This window comes from Lentzea tibetensis, from assembly GCF_007845675.1.
In the GTDB taxonomy this organism is placed as follows: Bacteria; Actinomycetota; Actinomycetes; order Mycobacteriales; family Pseudonocardiaceae; genus Lentzea; species Lentzea tibetensis.
The window spans coordinates 120,217-135,534 of the sequence record NZ_VOBR01000003.1 but is presented as its reverse complement, the minus strand read 5'-3'; the positions used below and the strand labels follow the sequence as shown (position 1 = coordinate 135,534).

Annotated in this window: 12 protein-coding genes; 4 read left to right on the top strand and 8 right to left on the bottom strand. The window is 69.4% G+C overall.

Annotated elements, in window-relative coordinates:
• Positions 1 to 92 precede the first annotated feature (92 nt).
• On the top strand, positions 93 to 1,451 hold the full coding sequence (locus FKR81_RS04880) for a M28 family metallopeptidase (RefSeq protein WP_146349717.1): 1,359 nt from the start codon (positions 93 to 95) through the stop codon (positions 1,449 to 1,451).
• Here FKR81_RS04880 and FKR81_RS04875 read toward each other — a convergent pair.
• Positions 1,448 to 2,683, bottom strand: a complete 1,236-nt coding sequence (locus tag FKR81_RS04875) for an SAM-dependent methyltransferase (protein WP_146349716.1) — start codon at positions 2,681 to 2,683, stop codon at positions 1,448 to 1,450. The genes FKR81_RS04880 and FKR81_RS04875 overlap by 4 nt on opposite strands.
• A 5-nt stretch (positions 2,684 to 2,688) precedes the next feature.
• Positions 2,689 to 3,939 carry an FAD-binding oxidoreductase gene (locus FKR81_RS04870; RefSeq protein WP_146349978.1) on the bottom strand — a complete coding sequence of 417 codons (1,251 nt, stop codon included), beginning with the start codon at positions 3,937 to 3,939 and terminating at the stop codon, positions 2,689 to 2,691.
• A gap of 143 nt (positions 3,940 to 4,082) precedes the next feature.
• Between FKR81_RS04870 and FKR81_RS04865 the strand changes: the two genes are divergently transcribed.
• Genes FKR81_RS04865 through FKR81_RS04855 form a run of 3 tightly spaced genes read left to right on the top strand, consistent with a single transcriptional unit; the run spans position 4,083 to position 9,639 of the window.
• Complete coding sequence (locus FKR81_RS04865; RefSeq protein WP_186762774.1) at positions 4,083 to 6,881, top strand: ATP-binding protein; 2,799 nt, start codon at positions 4,083 to 4,085, stop codon at positions 6,879 to 6,881.
• Positions 6,882 to 6,893: 12 nt separating this feature from the next.
• Positions 6,894 to 8,435, top strand: a complete 1,542-nt coding sequence (locus tag FKR81_RS04860) for an acyl-CoA dehydrogenase family protein (RefSeq protein ID WP_146349714.1) — start codon at positions 6,894 to 6,896, stop codon at positions 8,433 to 8,435.
• A 25-nt stretch (positions 8,436 to 8,460) separates the two neighbouring features.
• Positions 8,461 to 9,639 carry a cytochrome P450 gene (locus FKR81_RS04855; RefSeq protein WP_235921300.1) on the top strand — a complete coding sequence of 393 codons (1,179 nt, stop codon included), beginning with the start codon at positions 8,461 to 8,463 and terminating at the stop codon, positions 9,637 to 9,639.
• Between the two features lie 24 nt (positions 9,640 to 9,663).
• On the opposite strand, the gene FKR81_RS04850 is transcribed toward FKR81_RS04855, so the two are convergent.
• From FKR81_RS04850 to FKR81_RS04825, 6 genes are all read right to left on the bottom strand, one after another.
• Positions 9,664 to 10,563, bottom strand: coding sequence for a hypothetical protein (locus FKR81_RS04850; RefSeq protein WP_146349713.1), 900 nt, complete (start codon positions 10,561 to 10,563; stop codon positions 9,664 to 9,666).
• 88 nt (positions 10,564 to 10,651) lie between these two features.
• Positions 10,652 to 11,074: a hypothetical protein gene (locus FKR81_RS04845; protein WP_146349712.1), complete on the bottom strand. Its 423-nt coding sequence runs from the start codon at positions 11,072 to 11,074 to the stop codon at positions 10,652 to 10,654.
• A 45-nt stretch (positions 11,075 to 11,119) separates the two neighbouring features.
• The gene (locus tag FKR81_RS04840; RefSeq protein ID WP_146349711.1) at positions 11,120 to 11,542 is read right to left on the bottom strand and encodes a hypothetical protein; all 423 of its coding nucleotides are present in this window, start codon (positions 11,540 to 11,542) and stop codon (positions 11,120 to 11,122) included.
• Between the two features lie 43 nt (positions 11,543 to 11,585).
• Entirely contained in the window at positions 11,586 to 12,011 is a 426-nt protein-coding gene (locus FKR81_RS04835) for a peptidase inhibitor family I36 protein (protein ID WP_146349710.1), read from the bottom strand.
• 234 nt (positions 12,012 to 12,245) lie between these two features.
• Positions 12,246 to 13,397 carry an acyl-CoA dehydrogenase family protein gene (locus FKR81_RS04830; RefSeq protein ID WP_146349709.1) on the bottom strand — a complete coding sequence of 384 codons (1,152 nt, stop codon included), beginning with the start codon at positions 13,395 to 13,397 and terminating at the stop codon, positions 12,246 to 12,248.
• A gap of 4 nt (positions 13,398 to 13,401) precedes the next feature.
• Positions 13,402 to 15,315 carry an acetyl/propionyl/methylcrotonyl-CoA carboxylase subunit alpha gene (locus FKR81_RS04825; RefSeq protein ID WP_186762773.1) on the bottom strand — a complete coding sequence of 638 codons (1,914 nt, stop codon included), beginning with the start codon at positions 15,313 to 15,315 and terminating at the stop codon, positions 13,402 to 13,404.
• Between the last annotated feature and the right edge of the window lie 3 nt (positions 15,316 to 15,318).

The window sequence follows — 15,318 nt, the reverse complement described above, 5'->3', positions numbered from 1 at the left end:
GATCTGAACTACACCTTCGGGAAAGCGCTTGCCGGACGACTCCCGCCGAAGTGCCCTTGTCGGACTCGCCGGTAGGGGTCTAGACCAGGGTGATGCCTAGTCGACGACAGTTCATGGCCGCGGCGGCACTCACCCCCGCGGTCGCGGCAGTTCCCATCCCGAGCGCGGCGGCCGGCACCCGCGACTGGCCGACGGGTCCGGGACAGCGGATCCGCCCTCAGCAACCCGACCGGGAGCTGCGCCGCATCCTCAGCGCGCTGGACCAGCGCCGCATCGAGGCGTCGGTGCGCAAGCTGGCGAGCTTCGGCACCCGGCACACCCTCTCCAGCCAGACCGACCCGATCCGGGGCATCGGCGCGGCCCGCGACTGGATTCTCAAGGAGCTCGGCGGGTACGGCATCCGCGCCGAGCTCCAGTCGTTCGTCCAGCCGCCCGGCGGGCGCATCCCGGTTCCCACGACGATCACCAACGTGCTGGCCACGCTGCCCGGCACGGACCCGAACCGCGTGTACGTGGTGTCCGGGCACTACGACTCGCGGGCGAGCGACGTCATGGACTTCACCAGCGACGCGCCCGGCGCCGACGACGACGCGTCCGGTGTCGCCGTGGTCATGGAGCTCGCCCGCGTCATGGCCGCCAGGAAGCCGAAGGCCACGATCATCTTCGCCGCCGTGGCGGGCGAGGAGCAGGGGCTGCTGGGCGCGGCACACCTCGCCGAGTCGCTCAAACCCGTTGACCTGCAAGGGATGTTCACCAACGACATCGTCGGCGCCGCACCGCCGGACGCCGACCGGGTCGTGCGGCTGTTCGCCGAGGGCGTGCCCACGTCCGAGACGCCGGAGCAGGCCGCGATCCGGCGCTCGGTCGGCGGCGAGAACGACTCGCCCAGCAGGCAGCTCGCGCGGTTCGTCACGGACGTCGCGAACAACAGCGCCACCGGCATGACCGTCGAAGTGATCTACCGGCGGGACCGGTACCTGCGCGGCGGCGACCACATCCCGTTCCTCGAGCGCGGCAGGCCCGCGGCGCGGTTCACCGAGCCGCACGAGAACTACGCGCACCAGCACCAGAACGTGCGCGTCGAGAACGGCGTGCAGTTCGGCGACCTGGTCGAGTTCTGCAGCTTCCCCTACATGACCGGGGTCGCCAGGGTCAACGCGGCGGCGCTGTGGTCGCTCGCGAACGGGCCGAGCACGCCGAAGAACGTGCGCATCCGCACGAACCGGCTCACCAACGAGACGGACCTGGTGTGGGACAAGGGTTCCGACGCCGCGGGCTACGAGGTGGTGTGGCGGCCGACCCAGGAGGCCGACTGGACGCACCGCATCCCGGTCGGCGCCGTCACCGCGCACACCGTCGACCTGTCGAAGGACAACGTGTTCTTCGGCGTGCGGGCCGTGGACCAGGAAGGCCACCGCAGCCCGGTGGCCTTCCCCGTCCCAGCGCCTTAGCCCAGCCACTCCGGGCGCAGCGGCATGTGCGACTTGACGCCGTCGAGTCGCACGCCGAGCACCTGGTGCAGCTGGATGTTGTTGCGGTCGAAGCCGAGCCTGGAGGCGGCGAGGTACAGGCGCCACACGCGCGCCCGTGCCTCGCCGACCTCGCGGACGGCCTCGTCCCAGTGCGACTCGAGGTTGCGGCACCAGGCGGCCAGCGTGAGCGCGTAGTGCTCGCGCAGGTTCTCCTCGTGCCGCACCTCGAACCCGGTGTCGTGCATCAGCGACACGATGTGGCCGGGGCCGACGAGCTCGCCGTCCGGGAACACGTACCGGTCGATGAAGCCGCCGGTGCGGGCAGGCTGCAGGTTGTCCGGCCGGGTGATGCAGTGGTTGAGCAACCGCCCGCCCGGCTTGACCTTCGCGTACAACGACCGGAAGTACGCGGGCAGCTTGGCCTTGCCGATGTGCTCGGTGAGCCCGATCGAGCTGATCGCGTCGAACCCGGTCTCCCGCACGTCGCGGTAGTCGAGGTGGCGGACCTCGGCCAGCTCGGACAACCCGGCGTCGATGATCGCCTTCTGCGCCCACTCGGCCTGGTTGCGCGACAGCGTCACGCCGATCGCGCGGACGCCGTACTCGCGGGCGGCGTGCATGACCATGCCGCCCCAGCCGCACCCGACGTCGAGCAGCCGCATGCCCTCGCGCAGCCCCAGCTTGCGGGCGACGAGGTCGTGCTTGGCGAACTGCGCTTCTTCCAAAGTGGACTCGAGGGTCGGGTACACCGCGCACGTGTACGCCATCGACGGGCCGAGGATCCACTCGTAGAACTGGTTCGACACGTCGTAGTGGTGCGCGATCGCCTGCCGGTCGCGCTCCTTCGAGTGCCGCAGGCCGTGCAGCCGGGTCTCCTGCGGCGGCGGGCTCACCCGGTTGTTGATCCGGGTGCGGCCGAGGAAGCTCAGCAGCCCGAGGCGTTCCGCCCACGGGATCTCCCGCAGCGAGAACTCGGAGAGCTGCGCGAGCGCGCCGTGCGCGTCACCGATGATCTCCAGGTTGCCGGTGACGTACGCCCGCGCGAGGCCCAGCTCCCCCGGCGCGGACGCCAGGTACGACAACGCTTCGGGAGTGCGCACCTCGATGTGGACGGGTGCGTCGTCCGGGCCTGCGCTGCTGCCGTCGTACGCGCTGAAGCGGACGTCTCCGCCGCCACCGGTGATGCGCTGGAACACGTTGGCCAACCGCATGGTGATCATCTCCCCCTGACACACTTCGCGTAGAGATCTGGTAGCCGGTTCGTCTGGTCGTACTTCTCCTTCAACGAGCGGTAGGCCGGCCCGTTGTACTTGTCCCAGAAGTCCGTTTCCTCGTAGTACGAGTCGGAGTACAGCGACTTGTGGCCGCCGAGCCTGGCGACCTCGTGCTCGATCATCCGGTTGCGGTCGCCCATCCGCTCGCCGGGACGGACCGGGACCTCGGACCAGAAGCCGACGTTGACGTACAGCACGTCCGGGTCCATCGGGTAGAGCGGCCAGCCCTCGGACGTCCGCAACCGCACCGGGCACAGCCAGATCGGCGAGATGCCGATCTCGCGGTGGAAGAAGCCGAGGAACTCGGCGAGCGCGCTGACCGGGATCTCGACGTCCTGGATCACGGGTTCCCGCGTCGAGGGCGGCTTGAAGCGGCGGTACCGGGCCACCAGCGACCGGTACACGTCCGACCGCAGGTAGCGCTTCGGCCACATCCTGCGCACGACCGGGTTCTGCGCGCCGAACGCGCGGGAGCACCAGAACCAGTCCGTGTCCCAGCGCCAGAGGTAGTCCTTGATCGTCAGATGGTCGTGTCTGAGCCTCTGGATCGACCGGTAGTAGATCTGGTTGCCGGTGTAGTCACTCGTCGCCGGTGCGATGTCGACGAAGTTGCCGAGCGTCAGGTACATCTCATCCGCTGAGAAGACCGTGCCGTCGACGAAATCCGCCGAACCGTCCGCGCACACCTGCGCGATGACCTCGGCGCACTCGGCGGCGGAACCGAACGGAACGTGTCGCAACCGGACAAAAGGCTTGACAGGTTCGAGCTCGATCTCCAGTCGCAGCGCGTATCCGAGCGTGCCGTAGGAGTTGGGGAAACCGCGGAACAGGTCGTCGTCCGGTTTGGCGACCACGACGTCACCCTGGCCGGTCAGGACCTCCAGCTCCCGCACGGACTCGTGCGGCAGGCCGTTGCGGAAGGACGTGGACTCGATCCCCAGCCCGGCGACCGCGCCGCCGAGCGTGATGGTCTTCAACTGCGGCACCACCAGCGGCATCAGGCCGTGCGGCAGCGTCGCGTCCACCAGGTCTTCGTACGTGGTCATGCCCTGCACCTGCGCGGTGCGTGCGACCGGGTCGACCGACAGGACCCGGTTCAGCCTGCCGACCTCCAGTCCACCGGACTGGTCGGCTCGGAAGCGGAAGAGGTTGGAGGTGGATTTCGCCAGCCGCACAGGCGCTCCTTCACGCATGGCGGCGAACTGCGCGCGTACGGCCGTGACGGCCTGATTGTGCTCAGCCTCGCTCACCCACTCGACGTTATTCCGCGACAGCGCTGTTGGCACGTCCAAATGTCCTAACGAGCCACAGTCACCCTGATGTTTGAATGGGAGGCGTGCGGATTCAGTTGCTCGGCCGGGTGGACGTCGACGACACGCCGCTGACCACTCGACAGCGCTGCCTGCTCACCGCACTGCTGCTGGAGCCCGGTCGCGCCGTGCCGATGTCCCGTCTGCTGGACGCGGTCTGGGGCGACGACCAGCCGTCCACGCCCGCGAACGCGCTGCGCACGCAGATCCACCGGCTGCGCCGCACGCTCGCCGACGTGCCGGACATCGTGCTGACCACGGTCGGCAACGGCTACTCGCTGGAGATCGATCCCGGCCTCGTCGACCTGCACCGCTTCCGCAGGCTCGTCGCCGAGGCGCGCACGACCGACGACCCGGTGCTCGCGACGCAGCTGCTGCGGTCCGGTCTCAGCCTGTGGCACGGCCCGCCGCTGGAGGGCCTGCCGTCGACGCCGCTGTGGGACGGCCTCCGCGCCGCACTCGACGCCGAGCGCACCGCGGCGCGCCACGAGCTGAAGCAGGCCGAGACGCAGCCGCTCGAACCGACCCAGGTGCCGCACCAGCTGCCCGGCGCGATCCCGGACTTCACCGGGCGCGGCAAGGAGCTGAACCAGCTGGCCGAGAGCGCCGAAACCGTTCTCATCACGGCGATCGACGGCACCGCGGGAGTCGGGAAAACGGCACTGGCGTTGCACTTCTCGCACAGCGTGCCCGACCGGTTCCCGGACGGGCAGCTGTACGTGAACCTGCGCGGCTTCGACCCGCACGACCGGCCGCTGCGACCGGGTGACGTGCTCACCCAGTTCCTGCGCGCACTGGGCATCAAGCCGGAACGCGTCCCGATCAGCGTGGACGAGCAGTCCGCGCTGTACCGCACGCTGCTGTCCGGCCGCCGCATGCTGGTGCTGCTGGACAACGCGGTCGACGCGGACCAGGTGCGGCCGCTGCTGCCGGGCAACGAGTCGTGCCTCGTGCTGATCACCAGCCGCAACCGGCTCGCCGAGCTGGACGCGCTGCCGCTGTTCCTCGACGTGCTCGACCCGGACGAGGCGGTGGAGCTGCTGCGCGAGCTGCTCGGCGACGACCTGGTCGACGCCGAGCCCGCCGCGGCGGCCGAGCTCGCCGCGCTGTGCGGCTACCTGCCGCTGGCGCTCCGCATCGCCGCCGCCAACACGGCGCCATCGCCGACCCCCAGCCTCCGGCCCGCCCCCACCGGGATGTCGATCAGCAACGTCGTCGCGGACCTGCGCGAGGAGAACCGGCTCGCGGCGCTCGCGATCGCGGACGACGAGCAGGTGGCCGTGCGAGCCGCGTTCGACCTGTCGTACAAGGCGCTCACACCCGCCCAGCGCAGGCTGTTCCGGCGGCTCGGGCTCGTACCGGGACTGGACTTCACCGCCGAGTCCGCGACACGGCTCGCGGGTGAACCGGCCGACCCGGATCAGCTGGTCCGCGCGAACCTTTTGGAAGAACATGCGTCCGGGCGCTACCGGTTCCACGACCTGTTGCGGCTCTACGCGTACGACCGCGCGCAGAGCGACGACACCGCCGAGCAACGCCGTGCCGCGTGCGACCGGCTCTACGAGTGGTACCTGGACACGACGCACCAGGCGGCGCAGTTCGTCGGCGCCGAGTTCTGCCACCTCGGTCCGGGCAAGCCGGAGGAGTCGCGGTTCTCGTCGAGCGCGGACGCGGTGGCGTGGCTGGAGTCCGAGCGCGCCAACCTGGTCGCGGTGAGCGCGTACAGCCCGAACCGGGTCAAGTGGCTGCTCGCGGATCGGCTGCACGGGTTCTTCAAGCTCCGCAGGCACGGCGCGGACTGGCTGGCCGTCGCGGAAGCCGCGCTGGCCGGGGCCGGCACGGACGAGGCGGGCAGGCTGACCGCGTTGCACAACCTCAGCAACGCGCATTGGAGCCGCGGCCAGCACCAGCGGGCCATCGAGTACGCGCAGGCCGCGCTGGCGATCGCGTGGCCGGAGGCGCGGGCGCGGATCCTGAACTCGACCGGCCACGTGTACCGGGAGATCGGTGACATCGACACCGCGCTCGACTGCTACACCGAGGCCATCGAGCTGAACCGCGCGCAGGGGTTCCTGGACGTGCTGCCGTCCAACTACTTCGGGCTCGGCGCGACCTGCTGGCAGCAGGGCAGGCTCGAGGAGGCGCGGTACTTCCACGGCGAGGCGCTGCGACTGGCCCGCGAGAGCGACTCCGCGTACTTCGCCGGGTTCTACCTGGGCGTCGTCGGCGGGCCGCTGCGCGACCTCGGTGACGTGGACACGGCCATCGAGTACATGACCGAGTCGGTGCGGGTGCTGAAGGAGCACGGCGCGCGCTCGCACGCGTCGTACATGCTCGACGACCTGTCCTGGGCGTACCGGGACGCGGGCCGGTACGACGAGGCGCTGCGGATCGGCCGGGAAGCGCTGGACATGGCGCTCGACATCGGCGATCCGGGTGCCGAGACCGACGCGCGCAACACGATCGCGTCCGTGCAGGAGCTGATGGGCGACCTCGACGAGGCGCAGGAGCACCACGCCCGCGCGCTGGTGCTCGCGCGGCGCACCGGGTACCGGCACGGCGAGGCGGTGGCGCTGATCGGCCTCACCTCGACCACGGCGGACGTGACGCACGCGCTGCAGTCGTTGTCGATCTCCCGGATGGCCGGCTACAAGCTGCTGGAGGCGCAGGCGCTGACCGTGCTCGCCGAGGTCCACCTGCGCCGGGGCGAGGACGGCCAGGCACACCGGTACGCGCACGAGGCGCTGGCGTTGCACGAGGCCAGCGGCCACCACGTCGGGCTCAGGCGGACGAGGGAAGTGCTGTCCCAAGTTACCGGCCGGTAGTAGCGTGGCGGCATGGCGACCCACGAAGTCATCAACCAGGTACCGCCGCTGACCGGGCACGACGTCTCGGCGGACCCGGCACTGCTGACCTGGGTGGACGAGCCGTCGCTGCGCGCACTGGGCAGGCTCGCCGGCACCCCGGAGTGGCAGGACCGGGGCAGGCTGGCGAACGTCAACCCGCCGGTGCTGCACACGCACGACCGGTACGGCAACCGGATCGACGAGGTCGAGTTCCACCCGGCCTGGCACGACCTGATGGACGTCGCCGTCACGCACGGCCTGCACGCCGCGCCGTGGCGCGAGGGCAACCACCTGCAGCGCGCCGCCAAGTTCTACGTGTGGAGCCAGGTCGAGGCGGGCCACGGCTGCCCGATCTCGATGACCTACGCGGCTGTTCCCGCGCTGCGGATGAACCCCGTGCTCGCCGAGCAGTACGAGCCGCTGCTGGCGTCGCGGTCCTACGACTTCGGGCTGCGCGCGCCGCTGACCAAGAGCGGGCTCATCGCGGGCATGTCGATGACCGAGAAGCAGGGCGGTTCGGACGTCCGCGCGAACACGACCGTCGCGCGGCCTTCCGGTTCTGACTACCTGCTGACCGGCCACAAGTGGTTCACGTCCGCGCCGATGTCGGACGTGTTCCTGACCCTGGCACAGGCACCCGGCGGTCTGTCGTGCTTCCTCGTGCCGCGCGTGCTGCCGGACGGCACCCGCAACGCCATCACCCTCCAGCGCCTGAAGGACAAGCTGGGCAACAGGTCCAACGCCTCCGCCGAGATCGAGTACACCGACGCCGTCGGGTGGCTGGTCGGCGAGGAGGGCCGGGGCGTCCGCACGATCATCGAGATGGTCAACACGACCAGGCTCGACTGCGTGCTCGGCTCCGCGTCCGGCATGCGGCTCGGCGTCACGCAGGCCGCGCACCACGCCGCGCACCGCAAGGCGTTCGGCTCGCTGTTGATCGACCAGCCCGCGATGCGCAACGTGCTGGCGGACCTGGCCGTCGAGTCCGAGGCGGCCACGACCGTCGCGATGTGGCTGGCGTCGGGTCGCTCGCGGCTCGGGCTGGCGGTCACCAAGTACTGGGTGTGCAAGCGCGGCCCCGCTCACGCCGCCGAGGCGCTGGAGTGCCTGGGCGGCAACGGGTACATCGAGGACTCCGGCATGCCGCGGCTGTTCCGCGAGTCGCCGCTGAGCTCGATCTGGGAGGGCTCGGGCAACGTGGCGGCGCTGGACGTGCTGCGTGCGCTGTCCCGCGAGCCGTCGTTGGTCGAGGAGTACCTGGAGCTCGTGACCGGCGTGGATCCCCGCGTGGACTCGGCCGTCGCGGCGCTGAAAGCCTCACTGTCCGATGTGGACGAGTCGCAGGCGCGCAGGCTGGTCGAGCGGATGGCGTTGATCCTGCAGGGCGCGCTGCTCGTGCGGCACGGTCACCCCGCGGTCGCGGACGCGTTCTGCGCGTCGCGACTGTCCGGCGACTGGGGTGTCGCGTTCGGCACCCTGCCGCGCGGCACGGACTTCGGCGCGATCCTCGATCGAGCTGTGCCCCTGGTGTGACGCCTTCTCGCCTATCGTTGGCCGGGTGACGACTTATCCGTTCGACACCCCGCCCGGTGCCGACACGGAACCCGAGGGCGTGCGCCTGCTCGAAGAGGCGCCGATGGTTCGCGCGTCGATGGACGGGCGGGAGGTGTGGCTGGCACTCGGCTACGACGCGGTCCGCCAGGTCCTGTCCGACCAGCGCTTCAGCCGCGAGGCCGCGGCCGGGCCGGGCAGCCCGCTGGTCAACCAGGCCGGTGCCAACCCCCAGCTGCTGGTCAGCATGGATCCGCCCCGGCACACGCGGGTGCGCAGGCTGATGGCGAACGCGTTCACCCCGCGCATGGTCGACCGCCTCGCCCCGCGCGTCGACGAGCTGGTGTCCACCCTGCTCACCGACTTCTCCCGGTTGGCGCAACCCGCTGACCTGGTGCGCCACTTCGCCGAACCGCTACCGATCATGGTGATCTGCGAGCTGCTCGGCGTGCCGGCCGAAGCCCAGGAGCGGATCCGCGGCTGGGCGGGTGTGCTGATCGCGCGCACCGCGTACACGCCGGCCGAGATCGGTGCGGCGATCAAGCAGGTCGACGGGTACCTGGCCGCGTTGATCGAGGAACGCCGCGCGGCACCGGACGAGGCGTTGATCTCGGCGTTGATCGCGGTGAACGACGAGGGCGGCCACCTGTCGCCGTCCGAGCTGGTGTCGAACGTGCAGCTGCTGCTGATCGCCGGGCACGAGACCACGGTCAGCCAGATCGGCAACTCGCTGGTCACCCTGTTCCAGCACCCCGCGCAGTGGGAGTTGCTGCGCTCGGATCCGGCCCTGCTGCCCCAGGCCGTGGACGAGCTGCTGCGGCACTCGCGGCTCACGTCCGCGACCATGCCGCGCGTGGCCGTCGCGGACACACCGGTCGGGGAGGTCGTGGTGCGGGCGGGCGAAGCCGTCATCCCGTTGATCACAGTGGCCAACCGGGATCCTTCGGCGTATCCGTCACCCGAGGTCTTCGACATCACGCGGGCCGGACCCGCGCCCCACGTCGGACTGGGGCACGGACCGCACTTCTGCCTCGGCGCTCAGCTGGCGCGGCTCGAACTGCGCGCGGCCCTGGGCGGGTTGCTCGCGCGGTTCCCCGGACTGGCGCCCGCGGTGCCGGTGGACGAGCTGGAGTGGAAAACGGGCTTGTCGACCCGAGCGCTCCACTCTCTGCCCGTCACCTGGTGACCACGGCGCCACGCCACCAGCGCCTCACTTCTTGGCCGACACGACCTCGGTCGCCTTGCGCACCTGTTCGTCGATGCGGTTCTGGTGCTGCTTCAGCGCATCGGCGTTGTCCTCGATGAGCCGGTTCTGATAGGCGGTCCGCACCGCCACCCAGATCCCGTTCACGTCGTGCTTCTTGCGGCAGGCGACGTCGGCGCGCGCCGTGGCGATCTCCTCCGGCGAAGCGTCGTCACCGCCGAACTTCTTCTCGCCGTTGGGCCCCCACGGGTCGGCGTAGTCGTACCCCGCCTCCTTCATGCAGGCGCTCCACTTGCCCCAGGCGCCCTTCAACCTGCTGTCCTCCTCGGTCAGCTTGGTCGAGTCGCGCGACAGGGCGATCACGAAGTTCTCGTCGCCGGGCTTGTCCACGCTCTGCGACGCGAGCCCGAGTGCCCGTTGAGCTTCGCCTGCGCAGCCTCCCTGGGGAACATCGCCCTTCTTCGACGCGTTCTGCCCGCGCCCGTTCAGCACGGCGACCATCTCCTCCGGCCAGGGCTTCTGGTCCTTCCTGATCTGCTCGGCCTTGTGAACGGACTCGAGCGTCTCCGGATCGGAGTAGCCGTACTTCGCCACCTCCGCGTCGTCGACGACACCGATGACGCGGCCCCGCACCTGGTCCGCCTCGCGGTCGGGCAGCTCCATCTCGAAGCCGAACCGGCGCAGGCACTTCTGCACCAACAGGTCCTGGCCCTTCCGGACGGTGGCCCTGCGCTCCGGCGAGATCAGGTAGCCGTCGAGCGGGAACGTGACGTCCGCGTCGACCTGGATGACCGGAACCGGTCCCAGCGGGGGCTCGGGTCGTGGTTCGTCCGGCTGTGCCGAGCACGCGGCGATCGCGAACAAGCCCGCCCCGATCACCACCGCCTTCAGGTGGTTCCTAGCCATTTCTTCTCCCCCAGAGGATCCAGGTCCGAAGTGGACCGACTTCGCGTCCACTTCGGTCCTGGGCCGACATTTCACCACTGTGAGTGCGTCACACCCACCGATGTGAGGACGCCTGGTCGTTGCACGGCAACGCGCCGCACCAGTCGTCCACGAACGAGTAGTACGTCCCCTGCGGAACGAACCAGATCATCTCCACGTAGTTCGGGTGCCTGAACGACTGGATGTCGTCGGGCGCACCGTAGAAACCGTTGTTGAACACCGAGCTGGTGCGGTTGTCGAGGTAGAAGCTGACCTGACCGTCGTAGCAGGCGTTGTCGGCGTAGTTGGCGTCGTTGCCTGCGAACGCCGCGATGCACTCGCGCCAGTCGCGGTTGCCGTAGAGGCAGTAGTAGCCACCGCCGCAGTACTGCCTCATGTCGGGATATGCGGCCGACGCGGGCTGCGCCATGCTGACCATCACCAACGGCAGCATCATGACGAACGCCGATGCCAGACGTGCGAGCTTGCTCAATTCACTTCCCCCAGTTCAACTAGCCACTTCACTGCCGCGGATGCGTCACACCCAGCGGTGCGAGGAAGCCTGGTCGTTGCACGGCAACGCGCCGCACCAGTCGTCCACGAACGAGTAGTACGTCCCCTGCGGAACGAACCAGATCATCTCCACGTAGTTCGGGTGCCTGAACGACTGGATGTCGTCGGGCGCACCGTAGAAACCGTTGTTGAACACGGAGCTGGTGCGGTTGTCGAGCGCGTAACCGATCGGCCCGTCGTAGCAGTAGTCATTGCCGTAGTTGGTGTCGTTGCCTGCGAACGCCGCGATGCACTCGCGCCAGTCGCGGTTGCCGTAGAGGCAGTAGTAACCGCCGCCGCAGTACTGCCTCATGTCGGGGTAGGCGGCCGACGCGGGCTGCGCCATGCTGACCATCACCAACGGCAGCATCATGACGAGCGCCGATGCCAGACGTGCGAGCTTGCTCATTTCAGTTCCCCAGTTCACTGATCACTTCATTGCCGCGGTTGCGTCACACCCAGCGGTGCGAGGAAGCCTGGTCGTTGCACGGCAACGCGCCGCACCAGTTGTCCACGAACGAGTACCAGGTTCCCTGCGGAACGAACCAGATCATCTCCACGTAGTTCGGGTGCCGGAACGACTGGATGTCGTCGGGCGCGCCCACGTAACCGTTGTTGTAGACAGAGCTGGTGCGGTTGTCGAGCTCGTAGCGGATCGCGCCGCCGTCGTAGCAGCCGTCGTTGGCGTAGTTGGCGTCGTTGCCCACGAACGCCGCGATGCACCCGCGCCAGTTGGCATCGCCCATGGCGCAGTAGTAACCGCTGCCGCAGTAGTCCCTCATGTCGTAATACGCGGCCGACGCGGGCTGCGCCGTACCGACCAGCACCAACGGCACCAGAAAGCTGAACGCCGCGGCCAAGCGAGCGAGCTTGCTCAAGTCACTTTCCCCAGTTTCACTTGTCAGTCATCGCGCGACGGGCAGCACGAAGAAGCCGATCTCGAAAGATCGACTGCATCGTGAGGGATCAGAAGTTGATCAGGTGTGCCTGACAGACACGTCCACGTACGCCCCCCAGCGCGCGATGGGCCCTCCCCCAGTAGAGGACCACCCACTGACTTTACGAAGCCGGAAGCGGATTTGTCCAGCGGCAGGCGTGGCCTGCCGCCGACATCACAGACCCAGCTCGCGGGCGATCAGCATGCGCTGCACCTCGGAGGTGCCCTCGCCGATCTCCAGGATCTTGGCGTCGCGGTAGAAGCGGCCGACCGGGTACTCGTTCATGAAGCCGTACCCGCCGAAGATCTGCGTGGCCTCGCGCGCGTTGTCCATCGCGGCCTCGGACGCGACGAGCTTCGCGATCGCCGCCTCCTTCTTGAACGGCTCGCCGCGCAGCATCTTCGACGCGGCCGCGTAGTAGGCCAGCCGCGCGGTGTGGGCGCGCGCCTCCATGTCCGCGATCTTGAACTGGATCGCCTGGTACGTACCGATCGCGGCGCCGAACGCCTCGCGCATGCGGACGTAGCGCAGCGACTCGTCGATGCAGCCCTGCGCCAGGCCGACGCTCAGCGCGGCGATCGCGATGCGGCCCTCGTCCAGCGTGCGCAGGAACTGCGCGAAACCGCGGCCGCGCTGGCCGAGCAGGTTGGCCTCGGGGACGCGGCAGTCCGAGAAGGACAGTTCACGCGTGTCGGAGGCTGACCAGCCGACCTTGGAGTACTTCTTCGACACCGTGAAGCCCGGCGTGCCGGCCGGAACGATGATCGACGAGATCTCCTTGCGGCCGTCCTCGCCGACGCCGGTGACCGCGGCGACCGTCACCAGGCCGGTGATCTTCGTGCCGGAGTTGGTGATGAACGCCTTGGTGCCGTTGATGACCCACTCGCCGTCGACGAGCTTCGCCGACGTCGTCAGGCCGCCCGCGTCCGAACCGCTGCCCGGCTCGGTCAGGCCGAACGCGCCCATGCGCTCACCGGTCACCAGGTGCGGCAGCCACTCGGTCTTCTGCTCGTCGGTGCCGAAGCGGTACACCGGCATGGCACCGAGCGACACCGCGGCCTCGAGGGTGATCGCGACCGACGAGTCGACGCGCGCCAGTTCCTCGAGGGTGAGGCAGAGCGCGAAGTAGTCGCCGCCCATGCCGCCGAACTCCTCGGGGAACGGCAGGCCGAAGAGGCCCATCTGGCCCATCTTGGCCACGATCGCGTACGGGAACTCCTCGCGCTCGTAGAAGTCCGCGATGACCGGCGCGACCTCCTGGTGCGCGAAGGCCTCGACGGTCTTGCGCAGGTCCTCGTACTCGGCTGGCAGTCGGAAATCCAACATCGCTCTACTCCTCGTGGGGCACGACGACGGCTAGGGGCTGGTCCAGCGCGACCTGTTGGCCTGCCTGGACCTGTACTTCGGTGAGCACGCCGTCCACGGGTGCGGTGACGGTGTGTTCCATCTTCATGGCCTCGACCACGAACAGAGCTTGTCCCGCGGTGACCGAGTCACCAGCGGATGCGCGCACGACGAGCACGGTGCCCGGCATCGGCGACTTCACCGGACCGGCCGAACCACCGGCCGCACCCAGTGCGCCGACGAGGAACTCGGCCTCGGTCAACGCCCACGAGTGGCCGTCCGCGCCGAGCCACAGGACGTCGCCGTCGCGCGCCACGGCGTAGCGGCGGGTGCCGACCACCAGGTCGTCACCGTCCAGGAAGGCGCGCGACCGCACCGGATCTCCTGATCCCACCACGACCTCGTCGCCGCGCACGCGCACGTCGACGTCGTTGATGCGCCAGGTCGCCCACGCGTGCTCGCCGACCCGCCAGCCACCCAGCTGGTCCCACGGGTCGTCGCCGTGCGGCACGAGCGAACGCTCGAGGCCGGCGGCGACGTAGACGGACTCGGGCACCTCGGCGGACACCAGCGAGTCCAGCTTGCGCTCGACCAGACCGGTGTCCAGCGCACCCGCGCGCACGTCGGGATCGCGCAGAAGTGCGCGCAGGAACGGGATGTTCGTCGTCACGCCCAGCAGCACCATGCGGCCGAGAGCGGCGTCGAGCTTGCGCAACGCCTCGGCGCGCGTGCGGCCGTGCGCGATCACCTTGGCCAGCATCGGGTCGTAGTCCGAGCCGACGACCAGCCCGACCCGCAGCGCGGAGTCGACCCGCACGTCGGTCGGCTCGCGCAGCGCCAGCACCCGGCCACCGGTCGGCAGGAAGTTGCGCGCCGGGTCCTCGGCGTAGATCCGCGCCTCGACGGAGTGCCCGCTCAGCGACACGTCCAGGTCGAGGGTTTCGCCTGCCGCCACGCGGAGCTGCCACTCGACGAGGTCGACGCCGGTCACCATCTCGGTCACCGGGTGCTCGACCTGGAGCCGGGTGTTCATCTCCATGAAGAAGTAGTCGCCGGACGCACCGTCCACGATGAACTCGACGGTGCCCGCACCCACGTATCCGACGGACCGCGCGGCCTCGACGGCCGCCTGTCCCATCGCCTCGCGGGTCTCGGCCGACAGGAACGGCGACGGCGCCTCTTCGATGATCTTCTGGTGCCTGCGCTGGAGACTGCACTCGCGCTCACCGAGGTGGATGACGTTGCCGTGCGCGTCGGCGAGCACCTGGATCTCGATGTGCCGCGGGTTCGTGATGAACCGCTCGATCAGCAACGTGTCGTCACCGAACGAGCCGCGCGCCTCGCGCCTCGCCGACTCGATCGCGTCGCGGAGCTCGGACTCGGCGTGCACCAGGCGCATGCCCTTGCCGCCACCACCGGCGGAAGGCTTGAGCAGCACCGGGAAACCGACCTCCAGCGAGGCCTCGACGAGGTCGTCGTCGGACATCCCGGCCTGCGTGCGACCGGGCACGACCGGCACACCGGCCGCCTGCACGGTCAGCTTCGCGCGGATCTTGTCGCCCATCGCGTCGATCGCGTCGGCGGGCGGTCCGACGAACACCAGACCGGCCTCCGCGCACGCCCGTGCGAACTCGGTGTTCTCCGCGAGGAACCCGTAGCCGGGGTGGATCGCTTGCGCGCCAGCGGAAAGCGCCGCATCGATGATCCGCGGGATGGAGAGGTAGCTCTCCCGCGCGGCGGCGGGACCGATGCGCACCGCGGTGTCCGCGAGCCGCACGTGCAACGCGTCGGCGTCCGCGTCGCTGTACACCGCGACGGAACGGATGCCCATCGCCTGAAGAGCCCGGATGACCCGCACCGCGATCTCACCGCGGTTGGCCACAAGAACGCTGTCGAACATCCT

Coding starts and splice junctions, on each gene's coding strand:
- FKR81_RS04880 (WP_146349717.1), top strand. CDS start 93: ATGCCTAGTCGACGACAGTTCATGGCCGCGGCGGCACTCACCCCCGCG.
- FKR81_RS04875 (WP_146349716.1), bottom strand. CDS start 2,683: ATGCGGTTGGCCAACGTGTTCCAGCGCATCACCGGTGGCGGCGGAGAC.
- FKR81_RS04870 (WP_146349978.1), bottom strand. CDS start 3,939: ATGCGTGAAGGAGCGCCTGTGCGGCTGGCGAAATCCACCTCCAACCTC.
- FKR81_RS04860 (WP_146349714.1), top strand. CDS start 6,894: ATGGCGACCCACGAAGTCATCAACCAGGTACCGCCGCTGACCGGGCAC.
- FKR81_RS04850 (WP_146349713.1), bottom strand. CDS start 10,563: ATGGCTAGGAACCACCTGAAGGCGGTGGTGATCGGGGCGGGCTTGTTC.
- FKR81_RS04840 (WP_146349711.1), bottom strand. CDS start 11,542: ATGAGCAAGCTCGCACGTCTGGCATCGGCGCTCGTCATGATGCTGCCG.
- FKR81_RS04830 (WP_146349709.1), bottom strand. CDS start 13,397: ATGTTGGATTTCCGACTGCCAGCCGAGTACGAGGACCTGCGCAAGACC.
- FKR81_RS04825 (WP_186762773.1), bottom strand. CDS start 15,315: ATGTTCGACAGCGTTCTTGTGGCCAACCGCGGTGAGATCGCGGTGCGG.